We start from the raw sequence: 26,552 nt of genomic DNA on the forward strand, positions 1-26,552 counted from the left end.
AGGGGGTTGGCCCAATGACGACAGGGACCCTCCTAGCGATCATCATTCCTGTAGTGGTGGTGCTTGCCGCGCTCGCCGTGGTGGCGTTTCTCGGCTTCCGGCGTAAGCGCCTGCGTGAGCGTTTCGGCCCCGAGTACGAACGGACCGTCGAAGGTGCCGGTAGCCGCCTCGAGGCCGAACGTGATCTCAGCGCGCGCGAGAAGCGCCATGACTCGCTGGACATCAAACCACTGCCCGGTGATGTCCGGGAGCGCTACAGCCAGGACTGGACGGGTGTGCAGGGAGAATTCGTGGACCGGCCGGAGGACGCCGTGCGGGACGCGGACTCCCTGGTCACCTCGTTGATGCGAGAGCGGGGTTATCCGACCGAGGGTCTGACCCAGCGGATCAGGGATCTCTCGGTCGAGCACGGCCGCACGATCGAGCACTACCGCGCAGCACACGAGGTCAACGAGTTGAGCATGAAGCACCAGGCGACGACCGAGCAACTGCGGGGAGCCATGGTGCACTACCGCGCCTTGTTCGACGAGCTTCTGTCCGACGGGGGCCCGGGGCGTCACGCCCGGGCCTGACCGGCTCGCCCCGCCCCGCCCCGGCGAGTGCCGGGGGGCCCTTCGTCCGGTCGTATGCGACGCCGGACGAAGCGGGGTGAGACCCGGCGGAGGTGGGCGGATACGGATGCAGGAGAACGGAGGAGAGATGGAACGCGAGAACATTCCCGACCCCACCGAGAGCGGCCTGTCGACCGAGGATCTCGCCGGGCCCCGCGGCCTGGGCGATGCGGGTGAGGAGCCGGAGGGCGGGCCTCCCGCCTTCCCTGGAGAAAGCACCGCACCGGCAGCTGATGTCGGCGCGTCCACGGCCCCGGGGCCGGAACCGGTCACCGCGCAGGAGGAGGACGTGCCGGAACTCCTGACGACCGAGGACGAGGAGAGCTTCCGTACGCGTTGGCAGGACGTACAGAATCAGTTCGTCGACGACCCCCGTGAGGCCGTACACAAGGCCGACGCCCTCGTCGCAGACGTCATGCAGACGCTGGCGGCGACCTTCGCCGACTACAAGAAGGACCTGGAGGGGCAGTGGAAGCAGGGTGAGGAGGTGGACACCGAGGACCTGCGCAAGGCGCTGCGGCATTACCGGTCGTTCTTCAACCGCCTGCTCACCACCTGAACTGGACCGACCCGCTCGAGCGGGCGGCGGTGACCCGCCCGGGCGGTCCCCCTCCCCGCAGCGGCGGAGCCGCCGTGTGCGACTGCCCCGCACACGGGTTTCCCTCGAGCGCGCGGCTTGCGCGATCAGTATTCCCAGCACCGCCTGGAGGACGTGCCGCCCGGTGCCGCTGCTCGCGGCGCGGCATTTGCACGGCTCAGGCGCCATACGCAGGTGGCAGGTGCCGGACACGCGGATGTTCATGCTGAGCGGCGGCAAGGGTGAGGGTGTAGTCAGTCACGGATTTCGGTTCTGGCGAGGATCTCGCGACGGGCATGGCCTGGCCAGTGCCCCTGGATACCGCAGCTCGGCGGAGTGGTCCAGCCGAAGTTCCCTGCCGATCGCGCCCGGAGACGTGCCCTCGGACAGCCGTTCCTGCACCGCCGCGTAGCGTTCCGACCGCCTCGGCCGCACGCGGCGCCGGGCCGCCCCGCACTCAAGTGCCCACAGCCTGCGCGTCTGCCGGTCGGCCCATTGCCCGCCCGGCCGCCGGTGGGGCCGATGCCGCGGGTGCGGGCCCCATGCCACCGACCGCTCTGCCGCTCGGCCCGGAGGACGGGCCTGCGGCTGATCACGAAGGAGTCGGCGCCGGAGTCCTGCTGGACAGGGCCGATGTCCCGGACAATGGCCGGCCTCCCGGACATGGCCGGCGTACGCGCGTCGAAGCCGTGACAGCCGATGCCGAAACCGTCTCCGTCGGTGGTCCCGACGCCTATCCGAGAGTGCGGGCTCTGGTCGATCCGGGAGGGGGCGGGCCTGGACAGAATGCCACCGAGCAGGACGGGTGTTCCGGAGCAGACAGGCCGTCGGCACATCGGAACACTCCTCCCGCTCGGCGCCTGCGGCAGCGGCATGCCCCTACGGACGCCCCGCCTCACCCGGGCGAAACAGCCGGCAGAAGCGGCCGCCGCGTCACCATGACCGGAAGAAGCGTTCCACCACCGTGCGTGAGGCGGCTCAGGTGCCGGGCTTGCGGCCGTAGACGAAGACGTCGTCGCCCTTGCGGAGCATGCTCCAGTACTTCGAAGCGTCGGCTTTGGTCATGTTGACGCACCCGTGCGAGCCGGGCGGGGCCCAGACACTGATGCCGACCGAGTGGAACGCCTGGCCGCCGTCGAAGAACTGGCTGTACGGCATCGGCACGTGGTACAGGCTGGAGACGTGGTCGATGTTGCGCCAGTAGACCTTCTTCAGGCCGGTGCGGGTCTCGTACCCGTCGCGTCCGGTGCGCACCGGGACCGGTCCGTACGCCAGCTCCTTGCCGTCCTGGATCCAGCTGAGCTGGAGCGTCAGGTCGACGCAGGCGATACGGCCCTTGTTCGTCGGGCACTTTCCCGCCCTGTTCGGGTTCTTCCCCACAGCCTTCTGACGGTTCATCAGATCCATGGTGCCCCAGGTGATGGGACCCGCCAGTCCGGCGTTGGGGCTTATGGAGTGTTTCGTCTGGAATGCCTGGATCGCCTTGCAGTCGGCGACCGACTGCCTTCCGTCCACCGGGCGGCCGAGGAACTTCTCGACCTGCTTCTGATAGGCCCCCGTCTGCGTGGTGCATGACGCGGCCTGAGCCGGCGTACTTCCCATGGCTACAGTGAGCGGGGCCACCAGCGCGGTAATTCCGGCTGCGACAACTCCTCGTCGGGTGATGTTCCTCACCGCTATCCCTTCCTCGTGCGCACGTGATTCACGTTTTGCTTGATAGACGGCGGACGGGATGCGGCAGTTGCACGGAGAAAGGCGACAGTTGCGTAACTACGCGCGGCTCCGCGCCCGGCCGGGCGCGGAGCCGGCCGCCTTCAATGCCTGACGCTCCGCCCCGGTGAACCGAGTCCAGGACGGCCAGTTCGCCCCTGGACGGCCGACACGTGCGGCCCTGGTGCAGCGTCCACGCCGGTCTGACCTGCGCCGCGTTCACCCCGTGGGCACGCGTGACCGTGAGCCCACGCGTCCACACGGATTCGCCGGCGGTGTCCCGGTGAGTCCTTGTGGACACCGGGCCGGACTGCCCGGGCGGCGGGGCAAGACCGCTCACGGTCTGCTGGACGGCCTGGCGGTCCGGTGCTTCGCCGAGGGCGGCCGTGCGTCGCGCGGCTATCGCTTCGACGCCCCGGCGGTGGCTCCGGGACTCCAGCAGGGCCCGGCGGAGGCAGTCGCCCGCCGGACCGCTCCCGGGGCAGGTCCGGGGGCGCTGGATCCGGTGGCCCATACCCACCGGACGGCGATGATCTCCAGCCGCTGTCTGGCCACGCCGGCCCGAAGCGCTTACTGAAGCACGCCGGGGGCCTCGGCGAAACGGTGATCGCGAAGCTGAACGAGAGCCGCCCCAGGCGACAGCGGACGGAAGAGCCGAAGGAGATCCACAGCCGGCAGGAACTCAACCGCATCGCCGACGCCGCTCACGCCGGCCTTCGCGCCGCGGTTGCCCGGATCCGGAAGAACCGCGGGATCCCGTACCGCTTCCGGCCGGGCGGGCTGCCGCCCGTCCGGGGCCGCCGCCTGGAACTGCTGGACTGAGCCGACCGGTTCGAAGATGTGCCCCTGATGTGCCGTTCCTGGCTCATGTCTCCCCCGAAGCTCCGCGGGTCACCTGGCGATAACGATCTTCCACTCCGTACAACCAGGGGCACCCCTCGCCGATCTCCCGTACGACACGTTTCGCCGTTCAGAGCAGGGGAGCCCCCATGCAGCACATCCCGTCCCGCAGATACGCCGTGCCCGGCATCCTGTTCGGTGCCCTCACGCTCAGCACGCTCTGCGCGCCGGGGGCCGCGGCCGCACCGGTGCGGTCGGGGATCGAGGCCGACTACAACGGCGACGGCTACCTGGACCTGGCCGTCGGGGCGCCGAACGCGAAGGCCGGGTCGCGGGAGTACGCCGGAGCGGTGGTCGTGCTCTACGGATCGGCGTCCGGAATGTCCGCCGGACGGCGCACGGTCGTGCACCAGGACACTGCCGGGGTGCCGGGGGCCGCGGAGACGAACGACAGATTCGGCCGGTCGATGGCCTCGGCCGACCTGGACGGCGACGGGTACAGCGACCTGATCGTCGGCTCGCCGGGCGAGGATGTGGGCTCTGTGCCCGGCCGGGGCGCCGTCACCGTGCTGTGGGGCGGCCGCCAGGGCATCGCGGGCGGCGCGAACCTGCCGCTCCCCTCCTACCTGGACGAGCAGAGCGTGATGGGGTCGGGTGTCGCTGCCGGTGACTTCGACGGCGACGGCCGCAACGATGTGACGGTCACCGGCCGTACGGAGACCCGGACGTACTTCGGCGCGTTCACCCGCACCGGCGTCCCCGCCCGCCAGCAGACGGAAAACCTGGGCAGCACCACCGGGACGGTCGCGGGCGACCTCAACGGCGACGGCGCGGCCGAGCGCCTGTACCCGCGAGGGACCACCGACGACCCCGCCGGTGTGATCTCCTACGTCAGGTGGACCGGTGGCAGCACGTACGCGACCACGGAGCTGACCGGCGCGGACGGGGCCGCCGCCGCCATCGGCGACATCAACGGCGACGGCTACGGCGACCTCGCCGTCGGCGACCACCAGGATCCGGGCGCAGACAGGACCGGCGGCCACCAGGGCGGCCGGCTCACCGTCTGGTACGGCGGCCCCACCGGCCCCGAGCCGGCCCAGCGGCCCACCGTCGTCCACCAGGACACCGCCGGGGTCCCCGGCAGTGGTGAGAGCGCTGACGGCTTCGGTGTGAGCGTGGCCGTCGGTGACATCGACAAGGACGGATACGCGGACGTCGCCGTCGGAGCCCCCTACGAGGACCTGGCCGGCAGCACAGACGCGGGGGCCGTCACTGTGCTGTACGGCTCGAAGGCCGGCCTGACCACCGCGCGGGCCCGCATGATCACGCAGGACACCGCGGGTGTGACCGGGGCCCCGGAGCGCCATGACTACTTCGGGCACGCACTCACCCTCCGTGACCTGACCGGCGACGGCCGATCCGACCTGGTCGTCGGGGTGCCGGAGGAGAACAGCTACGGCATGGTGAGCGTGCTGCGCGGCGCCGCCGCGGGGCTCTCCACCAGCGGCGTGGTATCGATCACCGGCACAGCGGCCGGGCTGTCCGGCGCATCCCAGGAATGGTTCGGCATGGTCCTGCCCGACGCCGCCCGCTGACGGCCCGTCACCTTCCACCGAGACGGCACGAGCCTGCCAGAACATCTGCGGGTGCACGCAGTACGCGCTGCCTCGCTGTTGCGGGCTTCAGTCCCTTTCCACCCCTGTTCTGACGAGTGTCCTGGCCCTGAGCTGCTGCTTCCGTTTCGCGGTGGACGAGGGGTGCGCGCAGTACGACGACTGCGCGCACCCACTCCCTTCGTCAAGGCGGGCAAGGCGGTCCAGCCGGTCGAACACACCGTCCCGCTCGACGACTTCTGCGAGCGCTCCGCAGAGCCCGGCCTCAGTCAGACGCGCAAGGAACCGGACCTCGGAGCGTGGCGCCGGCCGTGCTGACGGGCACCGGCGTCCGCCCCGGACTGAAGGCCGTGGCTACGCGCCGGGGTCGTGCAGGACACGCAGCCGTGTGCGGAGCGACTCCTGGCCGGCCGTGCCCGCCTGGACGTCCTGGGCCCGGTCCATGACAGACCAGCCGCTGCCGCCTTCCGCGTTCACCTGCTCACGCACGTCCGTCAACGCGTAACAGGCGAACAGCTTCTCCTCGTCGGCCACGGAGAGCGTCTCCCCGCCTCCGCGCACGACACGGGCCGCGGCCTCGATCACAGCCGCGGAGAACGGGACCTCCAGCCGGCCGTCACCACTGACGGCGTCCCGCAGCGGAACGAAGACATCACCTGACGCCGAGCCGCCACGAACGCGCACCCACTCCGGCCTGCCGGTGGTGTCGTCCAGCAGGACATGGACCACGTCCCCGGCCTTGTGCCCGTCAACGGCGAAGACCGGCTGACCGGCCAAGCTCGCGAGCTGCTCCTGGGAAATCACCGCTGCTCCTCAACCGTCCTGCCGCGACCTGTCCAGGAGCCCCTTGCCCGCACCGGCGCGTCCAAACGGTCGGCGGCCAGGTTTTCATCGGCTTCCGCGGCATTTCGCCCACTGAGGCGACCGCCGGCCGAAGCCACTCGCCCTCACCGGCCGATCGTCCGCGAAGGGCTGGCCGGCCAGGAATCAAAGTATGCGGAATGCCCCGACGCGAGCGGGCGGTCCGTGCCGTCGTACGCCAGGTGGATCCGGCCGGCCGGACCACCCCGGTGCGGAACTTCCGCACGATCCCGTTGAGGACCGTCCGGCAGTCCAGTCGCGGCCGCCCCGGCACGACCCGGGCGGCGGTGACCGTATGAGTTCCTCCTTGGCGTCGGGCAGTTCATGGTGGCGTGCCACCTCACCATGACCCACCACCCAAGATCACTTCGACGACAGACCTGGCGCGCCTTCGGGCGGCCCGCCTCAGGTACCGACGATGGCGCGCAGGGCGGCGAGGTGGGCGTGGTAGGCGTCCCGGCCGGGGCGGGTGAGACGGAGCCAGACGCGTTGGCGGGTGTCCCGTACGGCTTTGCGCTGCTCGGCGTAGCCCGCGTCCACAAGCACGGTGACGTGCTTGCTCAGTACGGAGGCGGAGACGTCGAGCTGCCGCTGCACCGTGGCGAACTCCGCCTCTCCGGCTGCGTCGAGGAGGGCGCAGATGCGCAGACGGTTGGGGGCGTGGATGGTGGTGTCGAAGCCGTCCATGGGATCGGGCGTGGAACTGCTCATGAGGCCTTCCGGTGCAGTCGGACGAAGACGAGGTGGAAGCCGATCGACACCCCGGCGCCGAGAGCGGACGCGGCGAGCAGCCACAACGGCTCGCGGGTGGCGCGGAAGACGAAGGCCGAGCCCAGCAGCAGGGCGGGCAGCCCCGTCACCAGAGGCAGGGTGACGCGCTTGGGCAGCAGGTCGAAGCGGAGTGCCACGCCGGTCTTCTTCCGCCAGTTGGAGGCCGCTGCCGCGTACAGCGCCATGTACGCGGCTGTCAGCACTACGAGGACGACACTCCAGGCCGCCTGGGGCATCAGCCAGTCGGGACTGGCCAGCGTGCCCCCGTGGACCGGGGGTATCGCGGTGACGTACAGCGTGAGCGCGGTGGTGAACCAGCGCGGCCAGGGCGTGGCGGACGCGGCTGCGGTGGTCCCGCGGACCCGCTCGGCGTCGGTCAGGGCGGCGAGGGCCTGCTGTGCGTTCGGTCGGATGACGTCCCCGTTGGTTTCCATGATGGAAACCGTAGAGGTGAGTTTCCATTGTGGCAAGTGGTGGATTTCCGAAGTGGAAAGTCTGGCCGCCCGCTAGAGTCGCCGCATGGGGGATTTCGCCATTCAGGGCAGGACCGTGCTGTGCAAGTCATGTCACCGGCCACTCCGCCAGGACCGCCGTTGGTTCCCGCGGCAGTACTGCAACCGCTGGCACAAGGTGAGGCACCGGGTGGCCGAGCTCGTCCGGAGCGTGCTGGACAACGTGTAGGCCCGCCTGGTGGAGAGGGCTTCAAGCGAACCGACACAGGGACGGCAGCGGCGCGCGCCCGGCGCCCGGACCAGGCAGTCGGGGCCCGCCTCCCGCGGACGGGTGAAGCAGGACGGCGCGAGGGCCGGTTCGAACTCGGCAAGCAGGGACGGCACCACATGCTCCACACCGGACTGCCCGTCCAGCGCCGGCCCGTACACGTACGGCCGGCCGAGCAGCACCGCGCGAGCCCCCAGGGCCAGGGCCTGGAGCACGTCGTCACCGGTGCGGATACGACGGCCGGACAGCACGTCGACATGGTCACCGACCGCCCCGGCAACCGCGGGGAGCACCTCGGCCGAGCCCACCGCGCCATTGACCTGCCGCCCGCCGTGGTGGGACACGGCGACACCGTCCGTACCGGCGTCCACGGCCCTCCGCGCGTCGTCGGGCTGCCGGGTTCCCTTCAGGACGATCGGGCCGGCCGCCCCAGTGTTCCCGCAGGAATCCCAGGTCCTTCCAGGTCTTTCCCGGATCGCCCGGCCTCCGCGTGAAGTGCGACGCCGCGGCTCGCGGACCGTCCTCGGCCGGCTTGGCGAGCCCCGCCAGGAACCGCCGGGCCGGTGAAGCAGTTCGCCGTTCCCACGCCGTGGAGGAACGGCATGCGCTCCCGCGCTCTACCGGGCCGCCGACATCGACGCGCTGCCCACCACCCGGAACGGGCCGGGGCGCGGTTCGAGGACCGGCGGGCGCGGAAGTGCGTGGCATCCGCAGGATTCCCAGGAATTCAGGGGGAACGACGCCATCGGCATGCGCGCACTATCGTCCTGTTCCCGCGCCGTACCTCCGGCACACCGCGGAAGACTCCACGGCCTGAACCGGAGAGCGCCGCTCCCCCGCCGCGGACCGTGTCCGGCGACATCCCGGGTCAATGACGCCGTCCTCGGCGGAAGCGGGTGGTGAAGCCTGTTCCGTACCCTGGCGGCATGCGCATACGCCCCACTCTGAGCTGGACCCCCACCGAGGACCTGCCGCCGGGCACCACGGATCTGGAGCCGGTCGCCGAGGCGCTGGGCACCGGCGGCGTGCTGGTGCTCAGCGGGGCGGGCATCTCCACGGAGTCGGGCATCCCCGACTACCGGGGCGAGGGCGGCAGCCTGAGCCGGCACACCCCGATGACCTACCAGGAATTCACCGCCGATGCCCAGGCCCGGCGCCGGTACTGGGCGCGCAGCCACCTCGGATGGCGCACCTTCGGCCGGGCCCGGCCCAACGCCGGGCACCGCGCTGTGGCCGCGTTCGGGCGGCACGGCTTGCTCTTGGGTGTGATCACCCAGAACGTCGACGGCCTGCACCAAGCTGCCGGCAGTGAGGGCGTCGTAGAACTCCACGGAAGCCTGGACCGGGTCGTCTGCCTTTCCTGCGGTGCCTTCAGCCCGCGCCGCGACCTGGCCCGGCGGCTGGAGGAGGCCAATGCGGGTTTCGAGCCGGTGGCCGCCGGAATCAATCCGGACGGTGACGCCGACCTCACCGACGAACAGGTCGGGGACTTCCGCGTGGTGCCCTGCACGCTCTGCGGCGGCGTCCTCAAACCGGACGTGGTGTTCTTCGGCGAGAACGTTCCGCCGCGGCGGGTCGAGCACTGCCGCGCACTGGTCCGTGAGGCGGCCGCGCTGCTGGTCCTGGGTTCCTCACTGACGGTGATGTCCGGACTCCGGTTCGTCCGCCAGGCGGCCCAGGCCGGAAAGCCGGTGCTGATCATCAACCGGGATCCGACACGGGGCGACCGGCACGCCCTCACCCGCGTCGCGTTCCCCCTGGGCACCGCCCTCACTACCGTGGCCGAACAACTGGACATCCTCATCGACGGCCAGGCGACGGCCTGAGCGAGTCGCAACCGTGGAGTGACAGCGGTCCGCACCGGACATGAGTGGCTGTGGCGGCGCCGGCTCGTGCGCTCGGTGACCGGCCTTGGGGCACAGCGGTACAGCGGTACAGCGGTACAGCGGTACAGCGGTACAGCGGTACAGCGGTACAGCGGTTAACGCTAAGCCGGTGATCATGGGAACGGGGCAGGTCGTGGGCGGGACTGCCGCAGCTCGGCGTTCGGGTGGGGCTGGGCCCGGAGCCGTTCACGGAGGTCGCTCTCCTCGGGAGTGGGGGTGCCGGTAAGAGCCCTGTCACCGACCGCAAACGGCGGTGATCTCGCGAAGGCATCCCTCGTGCGGGTGAGCCCCAGGCCGTACGGCTGCGGTGCGGGAGGCCACGCAAGGACGATCTATGAACGTGGCCCGTACCCCGTTGGACCTGGATGAGCTGGTGGAGCACTGGACGCTGCTGAAGGACGAGCAGAGGCTTGTGTCCGGCAAGCGTGGTGCGACACGGCTGGGCTTTGCCGTGCTGCTGAAGTTCTTCACGCAGTACGGCCGATTTCCCCGAGGCCGTGCAGAGCTGCCGGGCGAGGCCGTGGAGTTCGTGGCTCGGCAAGTACAGGTTCCCGCGTCTGAGCTGGGCTTCTACGAGTGGACGGGCCGTACGGTCGAGTACCACCGCGCGCAGATCCGGAGGCATCTCGGATTCCGTGAGTGCAGCGTCGCGGATGCGGAGAAGCTGACGGCTCATCTGGCCGAGCACGTTGCGCACAAGGAACGCAGGCCCGAGCAGATGCGGGTGGAGTTGCTGGCGCGTTGCCGCGTCGAGAGCATCGAGCCGCCTGCACCGGGGCGCTGCGACCGGATCGCCGCAGCTGCCCTGCGGGCAGCCGAGGAGGCGTCGACCGTACGGATCTCCTCGCGGCTGTCCTCGGAGAGCGTTGAGCGGATTGCGGCTCTGGTGGCCGGCGGCGCCGACCAGGACGACGAGGCAGCGCCTGACGGAGGTACCGACGGCGAGGACGGGGCGCCTGTACTGAGGAAGATCAAGGAAGCCCCGGGCGACGTGAGCCTGGAGACGATGCTCACCGAGATCGACAAGTTCCTGGCGGTGCGGGCAGTCCGCCTGCCGCCGGATCTGTTCATCGACGTGGCACCGAAGGTGCTGGCCGGCGGGCGCGAGCCGCGGTGGAGTCGCCTTCCCATCTGCGGACGCACCCGGTGCCGCTGCGGGTGACGCTGCTGGCCGCGTTCCCGCACGAACGGGAGCGGGAGATCACCGACACGCTGGTGGAGCTGCTGATCTCCACGGTGCACCGGATCGGGGCGCGGGCGGAGAAGAAGGTCACCGAGCAGCTGGTCAACGCGTTCAAGTAGGTGTCGGGCAAGGGGAACACCCTCTTCAAGCTCGCTGAGGCCTCGCTCGGCGCCCCGGAAGGGACAAGTGCGGCAGGTCGTGTTCCCGGCGGTGTCCGGGGGTGAGGCGACGCCGCGGGAGCTGGTGCACGAGTTCAAGACCCGCGGGCCGGTCTACCGGTGGACGGTGCGGACCACGTCGAAGTCGTACACCAACCACTACCGGCGTGGGCTGATCAAGCTGCTGGACGTGCTGGAGTTCCGCTCCAGCGATCACGCCCACCGGCCCGTGATCGAGGCCCTGGCACTGGTGGCCCGGTACGCGAGTGCCGGAAACACGACGTACTACCCGTTGGGCGAGACGGTGCCGGTCCACAAGGCGATGGGCGGGGAGTGGACGGAGGTCGTGCACCGCACCGACCAGCGGGGCCGGCGCCGGGTGGTGCGCATGGTCTATGCGCCACCTGTCGGCGCCGACCACCCAGATCTCCTTGCACTTGAGCTGATCGCGCAGAGCCGTTCCCACGCAGAAGGGCCGCGCCCTCTACCCCGCCCTGCTCGCCCTGATGGCCAGGGGCGACAAGTGGTACGCCGACCCTGCCGGGCCACCCGCCCACGTCCGCCACGACACCTGCGGACACCTCGCCACACCGCTCGTCACCTGCGACGTCCGCGGTGACCCGCTCACCGTCGCCGACACCACCCAGCTCCCCGGCCCCGGCGGCCGGACGGGCCCCGGAACCCGGCTGCTCGGCCCCCTGCTCACCGCAGGCGGCAAGCGCGACGAGCACGCCGAGCACCCGTCGACGGGAGAACCCGGCCGGCCCTCGTGATCACGTCAGCCGGTGGGCCGCGTCAGTTGCCGGCCAGGGCGAGTCCGGCCTCGCGCGCCTGCTCCTTGGCGGCGGTGTGGTGCTGGTCCGCGAGGTCCCGCAGCTGCTCCATGGCCGGTGTGGTGGCAGCCAGGGTCAGCTCGCGCTTGACCAGGGTGAGGTCGGCCTGCCACACGTCGCGGATGATGCGCTCGAGGTACGAGGTGGAGTGGTCCCATCCTTCGCGCGGCGTGCCGGGGCCGTAGCCGCCGCCGATGGTGGTGATCAGGGCGGTGGGCTTGCCCTTGAGCACCGGGTCGGTGGGGCCGGCTCCGGCGATCACGAGGTCGACCCATGCCTTGAAGTGCTGGGAGACCCCGAAGTTGTAGAACGGCACCGCGAGGACGACCGCGTCCGCGTCGCGCAGCTCCTCCACGAGCGTGGCAGCGAGAGCCGCCGCCTCGCGCTGGGCCGGGCTCCGGTCCGCCTCGGGGGTGAAGCCGGCCGTGGTCGCCAGGGCCCATGCCTCGGAGGGGAGGGGGTCGGTGGCGATGTGCCGTCGCGTCACGGTGGCGCCGGGGTGTGCGGCAGTCCACTCGGCCTCGACCAGGGAGGCCAGTTCGGCGCTGGCCGAAGTGGTCGGAAAGATGCTCGCGTCCAGACGGAACAGGTTCATGCTGGAACTCCTCAAGGGCAGTCTGTAGAGGGCGGTCGGCGGGAAGGCCCGGGGCGGGCACCTCGCCGCCGCCATAAACGGACTATACCCCGCTTAGCGCGGAGGGCGGTAGGTTGGACAGGTGAACGGATCACTCATCCCCCTGGGCCGGCCCCGCCCCGAACGCGCCGACGCCGTGCGCAACCGCGAGCTGCTCCTCGCGACCGTCCGGGAGATGCTGGCCGACGGGGGCGCCTGCAGCGTCACGATGGACGCCCTCGCCGAACGCGCCGGCCTGGGCAAGGGCACTGTCTTCCGGCGCTTCGGCACCCGCGCCGGCATCTTCCGCGCCCTGCTCGACGCCGACGAGCGAGCCTTCCAGGAACAGGTGCTCTACGGCCCGCCTCCGCTGGGTCCGGGTGCGCCGGCGCTCGACCGCATGGTCGCCTACGGGCAGGCCAGGATCGCCTTCCTGCTGGACCATCACAGCGTCGCCCGCGCCGCCCTCGACCGGAACCAGCCCGTCCCCGCCGGCCCGGCATCGATCACGCGTGCGCACCTGCGCGTCCTGCTGGGACAGGCCGAGGTCGATCTCCCCGACCTGGACAGCCTGGCCGTCCAGCTGACCGGCGCCCTCGAAGGCCCACTGCTGCTGTTCCTGGCCATGCCCGAGACCGGCAGACCCCTCTCCTCGGCCGAAGGCCGCCCCCTGGCCGACAGCTGGAGCGTCCTCGTCCACCGACTGCTGAGCGCCCCACCCGACCGCGAGAGCGGCTGACCGGAAGCGCGGTCACGGGCCCCACGGGCGAGGTGATGATGGCGTAGGAACGCTTCACCGGGGCGTGGGGACCGTCCGTGCGCCCCGGCGGTCAGCCGGTCACCGACGCGCAGGTTGCCGGGGTGGCGCGCGCCGGGTCGAGCGCGTTGGCCATTCCGTGGAAGGCGATGAGGTCGGTCGAGCGACACCTTCGCGTCCCTGCCCGCCGACTCCAGGCGCTCGGCCATCTGCTTCCAGCCCGCGTCCAGGGCCCGCACCAGCTCCGCCAGGTGCTCGGTGACAGGCATGTCCAGGCTTAGCCCGGCCAGCACGTCCTCGCACACCGCGTCCCACGCCGCGCCGTCCAGGAGCCGGGCACGCGGGTCGGACCACCGATGCGAGGGGGGAGGCGAACACGTTGCGGTTGTTCAGGGCCCGGTGCAGCTGCTCCAGCACGCACACCACGTACGCGTCCCGGTCCACCGCACCCTGCGGCAACTGTATTCGAAGCGCGGCATGCCCGGCGTGAAAGACGAACAGCACGTCGGCTTCGGCCTCACGGCTTCCGTCCGCGGAGCTCCTGTCCACGGGTCCGGTCGCACCACGCGCCCGGCAGCACGCCTACGGCCCTCACTCGTCCGGGCGGACCCCCATCCCTCGCCCGCGCTTCTCCGCTCCCCCACCGGCCCTCGAGCCCTTACCGGTGCGCACCGCCAGGTATCGGTCCCTCGAATGGCCCGGCCCTGCGTGCACGCCGCCCGGGCCGCTCCAAGACTGAAGCGGCCCCGACGCCCGCCCACTACAGAAACGAGGCGCTCATGAGGACGATGCTGGTGATCCACATGGACACGGAGAAGACCAGTGAGCTGATCGAGAACAACGGGATGGAGCAGTTCATGCAGTCCGTGCTGGAGCGCCTGCGGCCGGAGGCGGCGTACTTCGGTCCGCACGAGGGCATGCGCACCGGGTTCGTCGTCATCGACCTGGAGGACCCCTCCCAGCTCCCGGTCATCTCCGAACCGTTCTTCTCGCAGCTGGGCGCCAGGATCGAGATGTTCCCGGTGATGACCCCCGACGACGTCCGGACGGGCCTCCAGCGGTACGCCGCGGGCTGAGCCGCGCGCGGGGAGCCCGGAACGACCGAGGCCGTCCGGGCTCCGCCCCCGTCCGGCGGTGGGTCGGGTATCACGAGCGTCAACACCGCCTCGTACGTGACAGGGGCCGGCCGGCGGGGTCCGGCTTCTTCTGACGGTGTACGCCCGGGGCGCCCTGGAGCCGGTGGGCGGCCCCCGCCGGCGCGGATCGACGAGCCCCGGCGGATGCCGGCCGTTCGGTCCCGGGCGGCCGCGGCCGGGCCGCCCCGCCCCGGTTACGGCGACGACCAAGTCAAGGCAGGGCAGGGGCTTCGGGCGGACCGTCCGCACGGGCCCGGCACAAGTGCCGCTCCCCGGGGGACCTCACCCCGGCGGAAGGGTGAGCGGTCCCGGCGTGGCCGCGTGGGGTGGGGATGCCCGCAGAACCTGAGGGGCCAGTCATGGGGCGGGCTGCCGCTGCGGCAGGCGATTGATCCCGTGGCCCGCCGACGGGGCATCGCCGCCGGGACTCTCGGCCGGATCGCGGTCGCGACGGTACGGAGCCAGGACCGCCGGCCGTTCCTGCGCAGGGGAACGGGGCTCTGCGTGCCCTGTACGGCTGTATCGAGCGGAGCTCACTGGTTCTTGCCGGCGGGCACACCGCGCGTCGGGGACCGGCGCCTCCTTCCGAGGATGGACAAGGGTTCGCTTCTCCTCTTGAATGAACGCGTCCGATCAAGGCGATCGCATGTTCGAAAAATAGGGGTGGGCAGTAGTTTGGATCGCACACGAAGGCTGTTACTCGGCGGTGTCACGGTGGGTGCCGTGTCCGTGGTGGCGGGAACGGGGAGCGCCGCCGCGGTGGAGCCCGGGGCAGCCTCGGCACTCGGCTGGCACGACGTCAAGACGTACGGCGCCGAAGGGGACGGCGCGAGCGACGACACCGCCGCGATCCAGGCGGCACTTGATGCCTGCGAACCAGGCAACAGCGTGTACCTGCCCGCCGGGCAGTACCGTACGAGCACGCCCGTACGGGTCCCGCCCTACGTCACCCTCCGCGGCTCTCACGGTTCCGGCGAGAACGAACACGACGTGCCCGACCCGCCGTTCGGCCTGAAGCCGCTCCCCGGTTTCACCGGCGAAGCCGTGGTGCTGATCCTCGACCAGATGCGGGGCGGTTACACGCGCCGGGCGGTGGAGCCGCGGATCTTCGACCTCACCATCGACGGCTCCTCCCTGCCGCGCGACGGGGCGGAGATCGACGGCATCAGGGCCGTCGGCCAGATCCAGCACCTCCAGCTGCGGGACGTCCAGATCCGCAAGGTCACCGGCATCGGCATCAACACCGTCTACAACACCGGCGTGCCCAAGGGGCCGCAGGCCCCCTTCTGTCTGCACTTCGACCGGGTCTCCGTGCAGTGGACCGGCAGTTACGGCATCGCGCTGAACAACTGCACCGATTCCGTCTTCCACGACGTGTACGCGCTCGGCTGCAACGGAACCGGCTGGTGGATCGCCGGCACCGGCAACTCGACGTTCACCAGCTGCCGGGCGGAATGGTCGGGCGGCGACGGGTTCCTGATGCACGGCTGGGAAGGCGTCATCCAGTTCATCGGCTGCTCCACCGACCGCAGCATGCACAACGGCATCAAGGTCGAGGCCAAGAACACCCGGGCCATCCTGCAGCTCACCGGCTGCCGCCTGGACCGGGACGGACGCAACCAGGACCTCGGCGGCGGCGGGTACGCCGGACTTAAGGTCGAGGGCGCGACCGCCAAGGTGCTCGCCGACGGACTCGTCGTCACCGCCGGCAACAACGACGACGGCCGGAGCAAGGCCTCCCCCGCTCGCGGAGTCTCCGTAACCAACTCCGCGTACACCGTCGTCAACTCCGGCTACATCGACGGTGTCGAGATCGACTGGCACGACGGCGGCGGCAACACCGTGCTGAAGAAGGGCCCCCTCGTCTAGGACCCCTTCCGCCCGTACCGGCGCAGACCGTGCCCCACGCGCGGCGCCCCTTTCCCCGCGTCCGGAACGTCCTGACGCAGGCAGCGCGATCGAAGAAAGCTGAGCATGAGACACACCCGCAGAGCGTTCACCGCCCTTGGCGCATCCGCGCTCGCCGCAACCCTTCTCACCGCCCCCGCCACGGCGGCCGAGAGAGCACCGGAACAGGCCGTCTACGGCGAACTGGCACGCAACGGCACCTTCACCACGGACACCGAAGACTGGTGGGGAAGCCCCGGCTCATCGGTGGAGGCGGCAGACGGCGCGCTACGGGCCACGGTTGAACCCGCCGCCCCGGACCAGGTCGGCCAGTGGCACCACACGGTCGTGGGACAGAACCACATCAGGCTGCGCCCGGGCGCCACCTACACCCTGTCCTTCGACGCCAGGGCATCCAGGACCACGAAGATCAAGTCGACGGTCCAGCTGGGGACCCGTCCCTATCCCTCGTCCCTGGACAACGAACTCGACCTGACCACCACCACCCAGCGGTTCAGCTGGACCTTCACGTCCTCACTGGATTCGGACGACGGTCACATCGACTTCCAGGTCGGCGGCCAGGACGTCAGGACCGACATCATCCTGGACAACGTCTCGCTGACCACCTCGACGGCGCGCGAGGGCTTCTACACCGACCCCGACAGCACGGCGATGAAGTGGGTACGGAACACCGAGGAGGACCCCCGCGCCACGAAGATCAAGGCGGCCATCGGCGACCACACCACCGTGAAGTGGTTCGGCAACTGGGACGCCGACGGCAACGCCGCGACCGGCATCCGGACCGAGGTGAGCAACTACGTGGGCGCGGCCGCGGCCCAGGGCAGGCTCCCCGTGATCGTCGCGTACAACATTCCCGGCCGTGACTGCGGCGGCGCCTCCTCGGGCGGCTCCGCGGACGCCGACCGTTACAAGGAGTGGATCGACGCCTTCGCCCAGGGCATCGAGGGCCGTCCGGCCGTCGTGATCCTGGAGCCCGACGCGGTCGCCCAGTCCTCCGACCCCGGGTGCATCTCGGGCGAAGCCCTCGAAGCCCGCTTCGACATGCTCTGGTACGCCAATCAGCACCTCCAGGCGCAGGGCACCTTCGTCCAGACGTACCTCGACGGAGGCAACGCCACCTGGACCCTGGGGCAGGACCTCAGCGGCACCGACGGCAACGGCGGCATCGGCCTGAAGCGGATGGCCTACCTGCTCAACCGCTCCGGTGTCTCGATGGCCCGCGGAGTCTCCCTCGGCGTCTCCAACTTCCACTCCACGGAGATCTCCAACCAGTACGGCAGCAGACTGGCGGCGCAGCTCAAGGCCGACTTCGGCGTCGACACCCGGTGGGTCGTGGACACCGCACGCAACGGCAACGGCGCCTATGTGACCCCGGGTGTCCCGAGCAGCGGGCACGTGGGCTTCTGCAACCCGGCCGGACGCAAGCTGGGCGTGACCTCCCGGGCCGGGACGGGCGGGGCCGAGTACCTCCTGTGGATCAAGAACCCGGGTGATTCGGACGGCGACTCCGCCCAGTGCCCGGCGGGCTCCCCGTCGGCCGGATCCTTCTCCCCGGACCTCGCCGACGCGCTCATCGACGGCCGCTGACCACGTCCCGTCGGAGCCCTCGCCGCCTTCCTGAACCGTGGCCGCCGAGCTGGGCCGCCTTCGCGGCGGCCACGGGGGGGGCGGCCGCCTGGCAGGACTCGGCCGTCCTGCCGTAGCGGGTGGCGCTGCCGCGCCATTGCCCGAGGCGGTCGAAGCACCGTTCCACCACGTGGTGTCGCGTGTGGACCTGCTGGCCGAAGGCCGGGAGTCGGGGTCGGCCACCACGACTGCCGCGCTTGATCCGGTGGCGGCCCTGCTCGGCCCGGAGCACGTGGGTGAAGGTGCCCTCCTCTGCCCAGCGACGGAAGCGCGTACAGGGGTGGCCCCCCGAGTCGTACCGTTCGGGTACGGCTCGCCAGGCCACCCGCTGTACGGAACTTCCACAAGATCCCGTCGAGGGCCGTCCGGTCGTCCAGCCGCCTGCGACCCCGCAACGAGACGGGCAGCAGCGCCCGGACGAAGTCCCTTTCCCTGTCCGGCAGTTCATGACGGCGTATCACCCGTCCATGATCCGCCAGCCGGGATCACATGGACTGCGGACTCTGGGCAGAGGGGCGGGTGACCACGTTGATGTTGAACGTGTGGGCTCCCAGACCGCCCGCGATGCCCATGAAGAGCAGGGCGAAGTGCTCCTGCCCGCGTGCGGTGGTGATGCCGCCGATGTCCAGTTGGGACGACGGGGGCCAGCCGAGGTCGGTGAGCAGCCGGCCGGTGGTCCGTTTGGCTTCGGCGCCGTTGCCGGAGAGGAAGACGGTGCTCGGGCCGTCGAGACCGTCCGGGGCGGTCATCGCGGTGGAGTCCATGGTGCACAGCGTCTTGACGACGGGGGTCAGGGGGAAGGCTTCCTGGATCTGTTCTCCCGGGCTGCTGTTGGGGTGCGAGAGTTCGGTGAAGTCGTCGGAGGCTCCGGCGGCAGGGGCGGGCCGGGGGTGAGAGGCGTGAGGTGCGGGTGGTCGCCCGTATTACGCGGCCGGTGACCGCGGCGGTGGCCGGGGTGCGGGCCTGCCGGTCGAGCAGGGCAGTGCGCCGGGCCATCGGCCGCGCTCTCGCCGGGAGCACGCTTCCTGGTCCGCCTGCGGCTGCCGACACGTCGTGAGGCCGTTCCTGCGCCGGTGCGATGGAGCGGGTGGGCCGTGGCTGCACGACTCCGCGCAGTTCATACCGAATTCTTCGAGGATGGCCACGACGACGGCCCCCGAGTCCGGGGTCGGAGCGACCTCCCTCATGGGCAAGGGTACGGTCGTGCCCGTGGGTGCAACCTGCCAGCTTCCGGCCAACTGTGTTACCCGCACGGCGAGTAGGAGAATGTGATGACCTCTGACGATGTTGAGTTCCGCAAGCAGATACGGTCGGACATACCGCATTCCGCACGGGTGTGGAACGCGTGGCTGGGTGGGAAGGACAACTATCCGGTGGACCGGGAGCTGGCCGACGCGGTCACGGCCGCCTACCCGCAGATGGCCGACATCGCGCAGGCATCGCGCGCGTTCCAGGCCCGGGCGGTACGCCACCTCACCACCTTGGGAGTGCATCAGTTCCTGGATGTGGGAACAGGGCTCCCGGTGGAGAACAGCACCCACGAGGTCGCACAGTCCGTCGCGCCGCACGCCCGGATCGTCTATGTGGACAACGACCCCATCGTCCTGGTTCATGCCGCCGCGCTGCTGACCAGTGCCCCGGAGGGCAAGACGGCCTACGTGGATGCGGATCTGTCCGACACGGACGCGGTGGTGGACGAGGCGGCGAAGACGCTGGACCTGTCCGAGCCGGTGGCGGTGCTCCTGCTGTCGACCCTGGGACATCTGCCCCCGGCCGACGGGATCAAGGTGGTCCAGCAGTACATGGCCCGGATGCCGTCGGGGAGCTACCTGGTGCTCTGCGACACGGTGAAGACGCCGCAGACACTGGCCGCGCAGGAGGCGTACGACTCGGGCGACAACCCGCCCTACCTGGTAAGGGAACCGGAAGAGATCACAGGATGCGCCGAGGGCCTGGAGCTGATCGAACCGGGCTTCGTGTCCATCGCGTTCTGGCGTCCGACGCAAGAGCATCCGGCAGCCGTCGACCAGTGGGGACTCGTCGCCCGTAAGCCCTGAAGGGCAAGACAGGCAGGTTGCTGACCCTGTTCCGGGCCGGGGTGTCCGCGGTGCCGCGCCGCGTCCATGAGGCAGAGACCGCCGAGGTCATGCGTATGGCCGGGGCTCGAACCGCTGAAGTCCCGGCCCGTGGCAGGTGAGGGGAGCCGGCCGTGCCGGTGCGTACGCTGCGGGCAGGAAGTCGCCCCGCACCACCAACAGCACGGTACGAGCTGTGACGGACACACAGGGGACACACAGGGCCGGGACTCCATCGGGTGCCGGCCCTGTGTGGCGTCCGAGCGCGGGAAGCCCCAGAAGGCGGGCAGGGCGGCGAAGGCCGGGAAACTGACGCCGGATCACGGATGGTCGCCGTCGGTCCGCCGTCCGGGGCGCTGGAGCCGTGGCCATGCCCGTGCGGAGAGACGCGAGGAGTGCGGGCAGAAAGCGGAGCCGACGTTCGCGAAGGTCCAGGAGGGCGGCCGAGGTCGGCCGAATTCGAGGGCAGCCCGCCTCACCGCCCGGGGGCGGGCCCGCGCCCGGACCGTCTACTCCGCCCTCACGATGCGTTCGACCGCGGCCGCCACCAGTTCTTCGCGCTCCGTCTCCGTGAAGACGTCCGGCAGGGTGAGCTGCTCGACGATCAGCCAGTTCAGAGCCAGTATGAGCAGCTTGACGGCCATGGCGTCGCCGGGGAGACCGGAGGCCTCGTGGTAGGCGACGTTGGCGTCGACGTCGGCCCGGACTCGCGCGGTGAGGACCTCGCGCAGGGCGGGGCGGCGGGTGGCCTCGAGGCGGAGTTCGAGCAGCGCGAGGTAACCGGTGCGGAAGGAGGCGACGCGGCCGACGAGTTCACGCATCAGCTCCACGTACGTCTCCCGGTCACGGTCGGCCGCCTGGTGGCGCACGATCGTGGCCTCGTCGGGCTGGAGCCGCTCATAGACGCGGGCGCCGGACTGGGTGAGCAGATCGTCACGGTTGGCGAAGTAGTTGGACGCGGTGCCGGCCGGCACCGCGGCCTCGACGTCGACCGCCCGGAAAGTCAGGCCTCGCGCACCTTCCCTGGCCAGCACCTCGATCGCGGCGTCGACGAGGGCGGCGCGCCGCTGGTCGTTCCTTCTCACCATTGACACCACTCCATTCGCAGCACCACATTGAAACCACTGCAATCATAGTACTGCATGTGGAGTGGGCGGAGATGCGAAAGCTCGTGTACTACGCAGGCGTCACGCTCGACGGCCGTACCGCCGGCCCCAGTGGCGAGTTCGACTCCTTTCCGGTCGGCGACGAACAGCAGACCGGCGCCTACTCCGCCCGGACCACCACGCTGTACCCCGAAACCGTCCCGACCGCCTCCCGTGCCACCGCCGGCCCTTCCGACGCGCCCAACCGGCGCTTCGACACGGTCGTCATGGGCCTCGGCACCTACCGCCCCCCTCTCGACGCGGGGATGACCAGCCCATACGCGTACCTGTGCCAGTACGTGGTGTCAAGCACTCTTGAGCCCGACATCGACCCGGATGCCACCGTTGTCCCGGGCGACCCGCCCGCCCTCGTCCGCGAGCTCAAGCAGGAGGAGAACGCCGGCCTGGACATCTGGCTCTGCGGCGGCGGCAAGCTCGCGGGCGCGCTCCTCCCCGAGATCGACGAACTGGTGGTCAAGAGCTACGCCCTGGTCACCGGCGCCGGAATCCCGGCCTTCGACCGCGCCTTCGATCCCGTCGTCTTCGACGTCTCCGAACGCACCGCCTTCCCCAACGGTGTCACCCTCACCCGCCTCATCCGCCCTTACCGACCGTTTCAGAATGAGTTCGGTGTGAGAGCTCGGCAGTTGAGTAACGGTCACGACACCGGCCCTCGCCGGGGCTGTTCACGGAGGGGGTGCTCCAGCCGTGGCCGGCTTCCGAACCCCGGCCGAAGCCCGGCACACCGTACGCGCCCATGCCGCAGCCCCAGGCTCAGGCATCATTCACGCCCGGGACCGGGGCGTGCGCCCGGGGACAGGTCTTCGTTCAACCGGGTGCGCGGGAACAGGAGCGCCCGGGTGTCGGCCTGCCGGGCCAGCCGCTCGGGCAGCGCCCGGATCCGCGGATCATCGCCGTTCCGGACCGCTTGCACGATCTCGCCGTCCGGCTCAGGCGGTGGAGGCCGCAACCACTGCGCCACCTGGTCTGCCACGGGCTGCCGGTTCAGCTCAACGCCACAGCCACCATGGCCCACACGGCCGTGATCACCGCGGCGCAGAGCATCACAGCCCGTTCTCGCCGCGGGGGCGCCTCCCCCACCGGCCAGACGAACGCACCGGATACGGAACCGCCCGGCTCCGTCCTGGCATGTCCGGCCACCGGGTCGTCACCCAGCCGGTCTCGGGTACCTGTCTGCCGCAGCAGCGCACACAACGCGCAGTCGTCACCGTCGTGCACCGGCGAGTCCAGCCAGTACGCACACGCCGACAACCCCCGAGCGATCTCACCGTGGGAACCTTCCATGCCGGGCCAACGTCCGGGTACCGGGAAAAGAACGCCCCTCAGCAGTAGTGCAACCTCACCGAGACGCAGTCGTTAGCAAGCCGCGCGCACATCCACATCAGCGGTCCGCCCAATGCGGCCGGCCCAGCCTCTTCGCCTGCCCGGGCCGGCCCACCTGGTCTTCGTACGCCCCCGCCGTCGGCTCGCCGAAGCGCCACGGCGCTCAGGGCGCCCGCATCATCCGGTCACCGGTGCGGTACCGCGGTGCCACCAGGTGGACGAGTTCCGGCTGGGGAGCGGCGCGGGTCACTGTGACGTACCGCAGCCGACGCGGCACGCCCGCGCCGCACGGCCCGGGGGCGGTGCGGCGCGCCGGTGCGACGAGTGACGATCTGCCGGAGGTCGAAGAACTCCGGGCTGTTTCCTGCGGATGCCTGTGACGGGCTGGTCGGTGTCACGTTCGACCAGTCCTTCGCCATCGGTCATGGAGACGCCCGGGCATGGAGATGCCCTGCCGACCGGCAGTACGGGCGACAGGGCGGGAGCAGGGTGGGTTCAAGCGTGTCGTCGGGTCCACAGAGGGGTGACGCAGGCGACGAGGACGGCAGCGACGCCGATCTGGAAGATGTGCCGGATCCAGTCGATACCACCGGTGTCCCGTACGCCGAAAGCACTGGCCAGCGCATTGCCGACGAGAGCACCGACGACGCCGAGCACGATCGTCAGCCACAGGGGAATGGGCTGGCGGCCGGGCAAGACGAGCTTCGCCAACAGGCCGATGATGAGTCCCGCGATGATGGCCCACAGGAACGACACGACAACTCCTCCTGTCCACTGCCCCGGCTTTCGGGGCCTTGGAACCCGCGTGCCCCCCGAAGCTCGCCGTACTCGTCATCAGAAGGACGGAATCCAGCACAGAAACGATCACTGCCATTCCTGCGCGACCGCGACAACAGCTCTGCGTCCGACCGGGCACCACGAGACACCGGGCTCAACTCACCCTGGGGAAAGCGTCGGCGCGAACATGGGGCATGGCCCTGCTGGCAACACGGTAGCGGCCGTCGGGAAGGTTCGCTGAGGCGATGACGCGCACAGTGAGCGGGCCGGCCCATTCGTAGCCCTTCTCCTCGCCGTGGCGAGCCAGAGCATCCGTCAGCGCTTGCCCCACCCGGTCGCCGTGCCGGACCAGCTCCTCGTATATACGATCGTCGATCCCGACTTCATAGGCGTTGGGCGCTACGACGCGGTTTTCGCTGCACACCACGGCATGGTCGTCGCATTCACGCCGCAGAGCATCGAGCAGCTCGACCGGTTCGCTGTGGGAAACCTTGGCGAGCAGTGCGTTCTGCCAGCGTTCGAGGGCTTGTTCCCATTGATTCAATGCTTCCATGACCACACGCCTGCCCCGGGCGCCTCCCCGCACGCCTCAGTTGCTCGCGACCCCCACCCGCACCGCCGGCCGGTTTCGCCCGGGGGAAGTCGGCCGTCAGGCACGTGTGCGCGGACCCGGGGGAACTGCGCCGCTTTCGGCCGCGTCAGCGAGCGGCACCAGCTCGCCGGTGCAGTGCCCGCAGCGGCGCGCACGGGCAGGGACGGGGTTGAGACATGCGGGGCAGTCCCGCTTGTCCGCCTGGACATCGTGATGCGGGGCGAAACGCTCGTGGACTTTGTTGACCGGCAGGACGACGAGAAAGTACAGCACGCAGGCGATGAGCAGGAAGCTGATCATGGCGTTGATGAAGTTTCCATAGGGAAATATGGTGTGGCCGATCGTGAAGGTTTTGCGGCTGAAGTCGCCCGCCGCACCGGTCGCCAGGCCCACCACGGGGGTCAGAAAAGCTTTCACGAAGCCGTTGACCACAGTGGTGAAGGCGGCGCCGACGACGATGCCGACAGCCAGGTCCACGACGTTTCCGCGCAGAATGAAGCTGCGGAACCCTTGCAGCAAATCCTTCATCAGCTGAGTCCTTCCTCCGTGTCCGCCCGGACAGCGCAGCCGGTCTGCGCCTGCTCTCACCTCACGCATGCCCCTTTCGGCGCCGGCACACCAGCAGCGTCGAGCCGAGCCACCCGGGGACCGGGTTCTGGCCACGGTTCGGGAGGGCAGTGGACCGCGGCGAGGACTTCACGCGGGACCGCGCCGGGCGCCCCCACGGCGAACAGATCGGTCACGGCGGCGATGCGGTGCGGCGTTCCTGGCGCGGCGGGGGCTCCGAGTCCGGCTGCGGGCTGGCAGACGAAGGGGCAGCTGATGAGGCGGCAGCTGAGCTCCTGAACGCGGAGAGCCGTGTGAACGTCAGGCTGTCGCCCACCCCCAGGGCCTGTGCCCGTCCGCCGGGATGGACGATCCGAGGACTGAGTACCTCTGCGGTGGGCAGACGAGTGGAATGGCTGACCTTGGAGAACTTCTGCAAGTAACCATGCGCCGCCGTCGCCTGACCGTGCAGGCCCTCGCGGAGCGAACCGGAATCCGTACGCCACGGATCAGGGCGTTCGTGGAGGACGGGGCGAGCGGACCCGTCCATCCCACTGAGCGGGAGCTGGCAGAACTCGCCGGCGCCCTGGAACTGCCGCTGCCCGAAGTCCTTCACGCAGCCCGGGTTCTCGACAGGGCCGTGGCCTGACACCGCCTGGTGCTCATGGCAGTGATCGCGGTGCTGTTGCCGGCACTCTTCCTCGGCTTAGTGCTTGTGCTGGGCCGATACGAGGAGCGTCTGTTCATGCCCCGGCCTGGCCGTCGGCACCGCCACTCCCGCACGGCCCGGCATGCGAGGCGATGAGACAGGAGCCCGCCCCCTGGGGCGAGTCCCTGTTGTCTTTCCCGGGATGTCTTTCCCGGGCCGGGTTCTGACAGAACGTCCGCGCCCGTCTACAGCTCTGCAAGCCGACGGGCTGGCACGGAAACACATCAGTGGACGCCATGGAGGCGCGTGACCGCGCGGTCGGCACCGGAGGACGCGGAGCGGGTGCCGCCGACTCCGCTTCCCTTGCCCGGTCACCGGTCGCGTGACCGGCAGGCCGGCCCGAAGACGCCCACATGAGACTGAGCCCGTGGTCGCGATGAGCGACACCCGGCGCAGAGAACGATGTTCAGGATCCGGCTTTTTCGGTTACCCGGGTGCCATGGCATCAATGTGGCAGCAAAAGCATGAGGACACGCAGCACCGGCGGACAGACCGTGGAACGGAACTGGGTTCCGGTACTGATCCGGAGCCCGGCCCGGACCCGCAGGTGGAGCGCGACGCACCGGATCGACCCACCGAGATGCGCACGAAGTCGTGGTGGGCGGTGCTCAAGCGGACGGTGGCGGAGTTCGAGGACGACGAGCTGGCCGACCGCGCCGCGGCCCTGACCTACTACGGGGTGCTGGCACTTTTCCCCGCCCTGCTGGTACTGGTCTCACTGCTGGGCATCGCCGGTGAGTCAGCGACCAAGAGCATCCTGGACAACCTCAAGCAGATGACCCCCGGCTCGGCGCGGGACATCATCTCCAGCGCGGTCACACAGCTGCAGGGCAACGGCGGCACCGGATCCGTCCTGGCGGTCATCGGCCTGCTGGGCGCGCTGTGGTCGGCGTCCGGCTACGTGGCCGCGTTCATCCGCTCCTCCAACGCCGTCTACGACATGCCCGAGGGCCGGCCGGTGTGGAAGATACTGCCGGTGCGGGTGGGCGTCACCCTGGTGCTGATGGTCATGGCGTGCGCCAGCGCGCTCATCGTGGTGTTCACCGGCGGCCTCGCCCGGCAGGTGGGAACGGCACTGGGCATCGGAGACTCCGCTTTGACGGTGTGGTCGATCGCCAAGTGGCCCGTACTGGTCCTCCTCGTCACCATCATGATCGCGCTTCTTTACTGGGCCTCCCCCAACGTCAGGGGCCGCGGCTTCGCGTGGGTCACCCCTGGCAGCTTCCTCGCCCTGGTCATCTGGATGATCGCCTCGGCCGGTTTCGCCCTGTACGTGGCTAACTTCGGCTCCTACAACAAGACCTACGGCACGCTCGCCGGAGTGATCATCTTTCTGGTCTGGCTGTGGATCACGAACCTGGCGGTCCTCCTCGGCCTCGAGTTCGATGCGGAGATGGCCCGCGAACGCGCCATCATCGGCGGTCACCCCGAACACGAGGAGCCGTACGTCCAGCCCCGCGACACCCGTAAATGGACCGACGAAGACCGCAAGGAAATGGGTGGCGCCTGATCCCGGCTCCGCCCGGCCCCGGCGCGCGCCGATCGAACTGGGGTAGGGATG

The 26,552-nt window shown here is 70.1% G+C and carries 27 protein-coding genes and 4 pseudogenes; 18 read left to right on the plus strand and 13 right to left on the minus strand.

Annotated elements, in window-relative coordinates; translation table 11 throughout:
- The first annotated feature begins 14 nt into the window (after window positions 1-14).
- The gene (locus ABD374_RS14040) at window positions 15-572 is read left to right on the plus strand and encodes a hypothetical protein (protein WP_344494998.1); all 558 of its coding nucleotides are present in this window, start codon (window positions 15-17) and stop codon (window positions 570-572) included.
- 127 nt (window positions 573-699) lie between these two features.
- On the plus strand, window positions 700-1,170 hold the full coding sequence (locus ABD374_RS14045) for a hypothetical protein (RefSeq protein ID WP_344495000.1): 471 nt from the start codon (window positions 700-702) through the stop codon (window positions 1,168-1,170).
- 996 nt (window positions 1,171-2,166) lie between these two features.
- Here ABD374_RS14045 and ABD374_RS14050 read toward each other — a convergent pair.
- On the minus strand, window positions 2,167-2,862 hold the full coding sequence (locus ABD374_RS14050) for a L,D-transpeptidase (RefSeq protein WP_344495002.1): 696 nt from the start codon (window positions 2,860-2,862) through the stop codon (window positions 2,167-2,169).
- A 639-nt stretch (window positions 2,863-3,501) separates the two neighbouring features.
- Here ABD374_RS14050 and ABD374_RS14055 point away from each other — a divergent pair.
- The 3 genes from ABD374_RS14055 (at window position 3,502) to ABD374_RS14065 (ending at window position 5,669) form a co-directional block, all read left to right on the plus strand.
- Entirely contained in the window at window positions 3,502-3,720 is a 219-nt protein-coding gene (locus tag ABD374_RS14055; RefSeq protein WP_344495004.1) for a hypothetical protein, read from the plus strand.
- 167 nt (window positions 3,721-3,887) lie between these two features.
- A complete protein-coding gene (locus ABD374_RS14060; RefSeq protein ID WP_344495006.1) occupies window positions 3,888-5,333 on the plus strand; it encodes an FG-GAP-like repeat-containing protein in 1,446 nt (481 codons plus the stop codon).
- 162 nt (window positions 5,334-5,495) lie between these two features.
- Window positions 5,496-5,669: a hypothetical protein gene (locus ABD374_RS14065; RefSeq protein ID WP_344495008.1), complete on the plus strand. Its 174-nt coding sequence runs from the start codon at window positions 5,496-5,498 to the stop codon at window positions 5,667-5,669.
- A gap of 36 nt (window positions 5,670-5,705) precedes the next feature.
- Here the strand turns inward: ABD374_RS14065 and ABD374_RS14070 are convergent, their stop codons facing one another.
- Window positions 5,706-6,155 (minus strand): PRC-barrel domain-containing protein, encoded by a 450-nt coding sequence (locus ABD374_RS14070; protein WP_344495010.1) that lies wholly within the window; start codon window positions 6,153-6,155, stop codon window positions 5,706-5,708.
- 197 nt (window positions 6,156-6,352) lie between these two features.
- Here ABD374_RS14070 and ABD374_RS14075 point away from each other — a divergent pair, with 197 nt between their 5' ends.
- Window positions 6,353-6,511 (plus strand): hypothetical protein, encoded by a 159-nt coding sequence (locus ABD374_RS14075; RefSeq protein ID WP_344495012.1) that lies wholly within the window; start codon window positions 6,353-6,355, stop codon window positions 6,509-6,511.
- Between the two features lie 106 nt (window positions 6,512-6,617).
- Here the strand turns inward: ABD374_RS14075 and ABD374_RS14080 are convergent, their stop codons facing one another.
- The 3 genes and pseudogenes from ABD374_RS14080 to ABD374_RS14090 all read right to left on the minus strand — a co-directional run.
- Window positions 6,618-6,923 (minus strand): transcriptional regulator, encoded by a 306-nt coding sequence (locus tag ABD374_RS14080; protein ID WP_344495014.1) that lies wholly within the window; start codon window positions 6,921-6,923, stop codon window positions 6,618-6,620.
- Window positions 6,920-7,417: a hypothetical protein gene (locus ABD374_RS14085; RefSeq protein WP_344495016.1), complete on the minus strand. Its 498-nt coding sequence runs from the start codon at window positions 7,415-7,417 to the stop codon at window positions 6,920-6,922. The genes ABD374_RS14080 and ABD374_RS14085 overlap by 4 nt, the downstream gene beginning before the upstream one ends.
- Window positions 7,418-7,726: 309 nt before the next feature.
- Window positions 7,727-8,307 (minus strand): annotated as a pseudogene (locus ABD374_RS14090) (alpha-hydroxy-acid oxidizing protein); the annotation flags it as partial.
- A gap of 322 nt (window positions 8,308-8,629) precedes the next feature.
- Here ABD374_RS14090 and ABD374_RS14095 point away from each other — a divergent pair.
- The 4 genes from ABD374_RS14095 to ABD374_RS14110 all read left to right on the plus strand — a co-directional run bounded on the left by ABD374_RS14095 (window position 8,630) and on the right by ABD374_RS14110 (window position 11,703).
- On the plus strand, window positions 8,630-9,529 hold the full coding sequence (locus tag ABD374_RS14095; protein ID WP_344495018.1) for an NAD-dependent protein deacetylase: 900 nt from the start codon (window positions 8,630-8,632) through the stop codon (window positions 9,527-9,529).
- Window positions 9,530-9,923: 394 nt separating this feature from the next.
- A complete protein-coding gene (locus tag ABD374_RS14100) occupies window positions 9,924-10,751 on the plus strand; it encodes a DUF4158 domain-containing protein (protein WP_344495020.1) in 828 nt (275 codons plus the stop codon).
- Window positions 10,736-10,891, plus strand: coding sequence for a hypothetical protein (locus ABD374_RS14105; protein WP_344495022.1), 156 nt, complete (start codon window positions 10,736-10,738; stop codon window positions 10,889-10,891). The genes ABD374_RS14100 and ABD374_RS14105 overlap by 16 nt, the downstream gene beginning before the upstream one ends.
- Window positions 10,892-11,436: 545 nt before the next feature.
- Window positions 11,437-11,703, plus strand: coding sequence for a hypothetical protein (locus ABD374_RS14110; protein WP_344495024.1), 267 nt, complete (start codon window positions 11,437-11,439; stop codon window positions 11,701-11,703).
- A gap of 22 nt (window positions 11,704-11,725) precedes the next feature.
- On the opposite strand, the gene ABD374_RS14115 is transcribed toward ABD374_RS14110, so the two are convergent.
- Entirely contained in the window at window positions 11,726-12,358 is a 633-nt protein-coding gene (locus ABD374_RS14115) for an FMN-dependent NADH-azoreductase (RefSeq protein WP_344495026.1), read from the minus strand.
- A gap of 121 nt (window positions 12,359-12,479) precedes the next feature.
- Here ABD374_RS14115 and ABD374_RS14120 point away from each other — a divergent pair, with 121 nt between their 5' ends.
- Window positions 12,480-13,115 (plus strand): TetR/AcrR family transcriptional regulator, encoded by a 636-nt coding sequence (locus tag ABD374_RS14120; protein ID WP_344495028.1) that lies wholly within the window; start codon window positions 12,480-12,482, stop codon window positions 13,113-13,115.
- Between the two features lie 176 nt (window positions 13,116-13,291).
- Here ABD374_RS14120 and ABD374_RS14125 read toward each other — a convergent pair.
- Window positions 13,292-13,592, minus strand: a pseudogene (locus ABD374_RS14125) (hypothetical protein); the annotation flags it as partial.
- 320 nt (window positions 13,593-13,912) lie between these two features.
- Here ABD374_RS14125 and ABD374_RS14130 point away from each other — a divergent pair.
- The 3 genes from ABD374_RS14130 (at window position 13,913) to ABD374_RS14140 (ending at window position 17,764) form a co-directional block, all read left to right on the plus strand.
- Entirely contained in the window at window positions 13,913-14,209 is a 297-nt protein-coding gene (locus tag ABD374_RS14130; protein WP_344495030.1) for a hypothetical protein, read from the plus strand.
- Between the two features lie 783 nt (window positions 14,210-14,992).
- Window positions 14,993-16,138 (plus strand): right-handed parallel beta-helix repeat-containing protein, encoded by a 1,146-nt coding sequence (locus ABD374_RS14135; protein ID WP_344495032.1) that lies wholly within the window; start codon window positions 14,993-14,995, stop codon window positions 16,136-16,138.
- Window positions 16,139-16,243: 105 nt separating this feature from the next.
- Complete coding sequence (locus ABD374_RS14140; protein ID WP_344495033.1) at window positions 16,244-17,764, plus strand: glycoside hydrolase family 6 protein; 1,521 nt, start codon at window positions 16,244-16,246, stop codon at window positions 17,762-17,764.
- Window positions 17,765-18,288: 524 nt separating this feature from the next.
- Here ABD374_RS14140 and ABD374_RS14145 read toward each other — a convergent pair.
- Window positions 18,289-18,672, minus strand: a pseudogene (locus ABD374_RS14145) (NAD(P)-binding domain-containing protein); the annotation flags it as partial.
- A gap of 402 nt (window positions 18,673-19,074) precedes the next feature.
- On the opposite strand from ABD374_RS14145, the gene ABD374_RS14150 reads away from it, so the two are divergent.
- Entirely contained in the window at window positions 19,075-19,860 is a 786-nt protein-coding gene (locus ABD374_RS14150; protein WP_344495034.1) for an SAM-dependent methyltransferase, read from the plus strand.
- A gap of 527 nt (window positions 19,861-20,387) precedes the next feature.
- Here the strand turns inward: ABD374_RS14150 and ABD374_RS14155 are convergent.
- The gene (locus ABD374_RS14155; protein ID WP_344495036.1) at window positions 20,388-20,966 is read right to left on the minus strand and encodes a TetR/AcrR family transcriptional regulator; all 579 of its coding nucleotides are present in this window, start codon (window positions 20,964-20,966) and stop codon (window positions 20,388-20,390) included.
- 71 nt (window positions 20,967-21,037) lie between these two features.
- Here ABD374_RS14155 and ABD374_RS34610 point away from each other — a divergent pair.
- Window positions 21,038-21,625 (plus strand): annotated as a pseudogene (locus tag ABD374_RS34610) (dihydrofolate reductase family protein); the annotation flags it as partial.
- A gap of 403 nt (window positions 21,626-22,028) precedes the next feature.
- Here ABD374_RS34610 and ABD374_RS14165 read toward each other — a convergent pair.
- The 4 genes from ABD374_RS14165 to mscL all read right to left on the minus strand — a co-directional run bounded on the left by ABD374_RS14165 (window position 22,029) and on the right by mscL (window position 24,264).
- The gene (locus ABD374_RS14165) at window positions 22,029-22,328 is read right to left on the minus strand and encodes a hypothetical protein (protein WP_344495040.1); all 300 of its coding nucleotides are present in this window, start codon (window positions 22,326-22,328) and stop codon (window positions 22,029-22,031) included.
- 534 nt (window positions 22,329-22,862) lie between these two features.
- Window positions 22,863-23,123 (minus strand): GlsB/YeaQ/YmgE family stress response membrane protein, encoded by a 261-nt coding sequence (locus ABD374_RS14170; RefSeq protein WP_344495042.1) that lies wholly within the window; start codon window positions 23,121-23,123, stop codon window positions 22,863-22,865.
- Window positions 23,124-23,298: 175 nt separating this feature from the next.
- On the minus strand, window positions 23,299-23,697 hold the full coding sequence (locus ABD374_RS14175) for a DUF3662 domain-containing protein (protein ID WP_344495044.1): 399 nt from the start codon (window positions 23,695-23,697) through the stop codon (window positions 23,299-23,301).
- A gap of 96 nt (window positions 23,698-23,793) precedes the next feature.
- Window positions 23,794-24,264, minus strand: a complete 471-nt coding sequence (gene mscL, locus ABD374_RS14180) for a large conductance mechanosensitive channel protein MscL (protein WP_344495046.1) — start codon at window positions 24,262-24,264, stop codon at window positions 23,794-23,796.
- A 463-nt stretch (window positions 24,265-24,727) separates the two neighbouring features.
- Between mscL and ABD374_RS14185 the strand changes: the two genes are divergently transcribed.
- Both ABD374_RS14185 and ABD374_RS14190 read left to right on the plus strand, forming a co-directional pair.
- Window positions 24,728-24,931: an XRE family transcriptional regulator gene (locus ABD374_RS14185; protein WP_344495048.1), complete on the plus strand. Its 204-nt coding sequence runs from the start codon at window positions 24,728-24,730 to the stop codon at window positions 24,929-24,931.
- Between the two features lie 508 nt (window positions 24,932-25,439).
- Window positions 25,440-26,501, plus strand: a complete 1,062-nt coding sequence (locus ABD374_RS14190; RefSeq protein ID WP_344495050.1) for a YihY/virulence factor BrkB family protein — start codon at window positions 25,440-25,442, stop codon at window positions 26,499-26,501.
- Window positions 26,502-26,552 lie beyond the last annotated feature (51 nt).

It is taken from the genome of Streptomyces enissocaesilis (assembly GCF_039533765.1).
GTDB classification, from domain to species: domain Bacteria; phylum Actinomycetota; class Actinomycetes; order Streptomycetales; family Streptomycetaceae; genus Streptomyces; species Streptomyces enissocaesilis.

Bases quoted from the DNA above. Each gene is read 5' to 3' on its own strand.
- ABD374_RS14040 (WP_344494998.1), top strand. From the start codon at position 15: ATGACGACAGGGACCCTCCTAGCGATCATCATTCCTGTAGTGGTGGTG.
- ABD374_RS14045 (WP_344495000.1), top strand. From the start codon at position 700: ATGGAACGCGAGAACATTCCCGACCCCACCGAGAGCGGCCTGTCGACC.
- ABD374_RS14060 (WP_344495006.1), top strand. From the start codon at position 3,888: ATGCAGCACATCCCGTCCCGCAGATACGCCGTGCCCGGCATCCTGTTC.
- ABD374_RS14075 (WP_344495012.1), top strand. From the start codon at position 6,353: ATGCCCCGACGCGAGCGGGCGGTCCGTGCCGTCGTACGCCAGGTGGAT.
- ABD374_RS14080 (WP_344495014.1), bottom strand. From the start codon at position 6,923: ATGAGCAGTTCCACGCCCGATCCCATGGACGGCTTCGACACCACCATC.
- ABD374_RS14085 (WP_344495016.1), bottom strand. From the start codon at position 7,417: ATGGAAACCAACGGGGACGTCATCCGACCGAACGCACAGCAGGCCCTC.
- ABD374_RS14095 (WP_344495018.1), top strand. From the start codon at position 8,630: ATGCGCATACGCCCCACTCTGAGCTGGACCCCCACCGAGGACCTGCCG.
- ABD374_RS14100 (WP_344495020.1), top strand. From the start codon at position 9,924: ATGAACGTGGCCCGTACCCCGTTGGACCTGGATGAGCTGGTGGAGCAC.
- ABD374_RS14110 (WP_344495024.1), top strand. From the start codon at position 11,437: ATGGCCAGGGGCGACAAGTGGTACGCCGACCCTGCCGGGCCACCCGCC.
- ABD374_RS14115 (WP_344495026.1), bottom strand. From the start codon at position 12,358: ATGAACCTGTTCCGTCTGGACGCGAGCATCTTTCCGACCACTTCGGCC.
- ABD374_RS14130 (WP_344495030.1), top strand. From the start codon at position 13,913: ATGAGGACGATGCTGGTGATCCACATGGACACGGAGAAGACCAGTGAG.
- ABD374_RS14140 (WP_344495033.1), top strand. From the start codon at position 16,244: ATGAGACACACCCGCAGAGCGTTCACCGCCCTTGGCGCATCCGCGCTC.
- ABD374_RS14150 (WP_344495034.1), top strand. From the start codon at position 19,075: ATGACCTCTGACGATGTTGAGTTCCGCAAGCAGATACGGTCGGACATA.
- ABD374_RS14155 (WP_344495036.1), bottom strand. From the start codon at position 20,966: ATGGTGAGAAGGAACGACCAGCGGCGCGCCGCCCTCGTCGACGCCGCG.
- ABD374_RS14165 (WP_344495040.1), bottom strand. From the start codon at position 22,328: ATGGAAGGTTCCCACGGTGAGATCGCTCGGGGGTTGTCGGCGTGTGCG.
- ABD374_RS14175 (WP_344495044.1), bottom strand. From the start codon at position 23,697: ATGGAAGCATTGAATCAATGGGAACAAGCCCTCGAACGCTGGCAGAAC.
- mscL (WP_344495046.1), bottom strand. From the start codon at position 24,264: ATGAAGGATTTGCTGCAAGGGTTCCGCAGCTTCATTCTGCGCGGAAAC.
- ABD374_RS14185 (WP_344495048.1), top strand. From the start codon at position 24,728: ATGCGCCGCCGTCGCCTGACCGTGCAGGCCCTCGCGGAGCGAACCGGA.
- ABD374_RS14190 (WP_344495050.1), top strand. From the start codon at position 25,440: ATGTGGCAGCAAAAGCATGAGGACACGCAGCACCGGCGGACAGACCGT.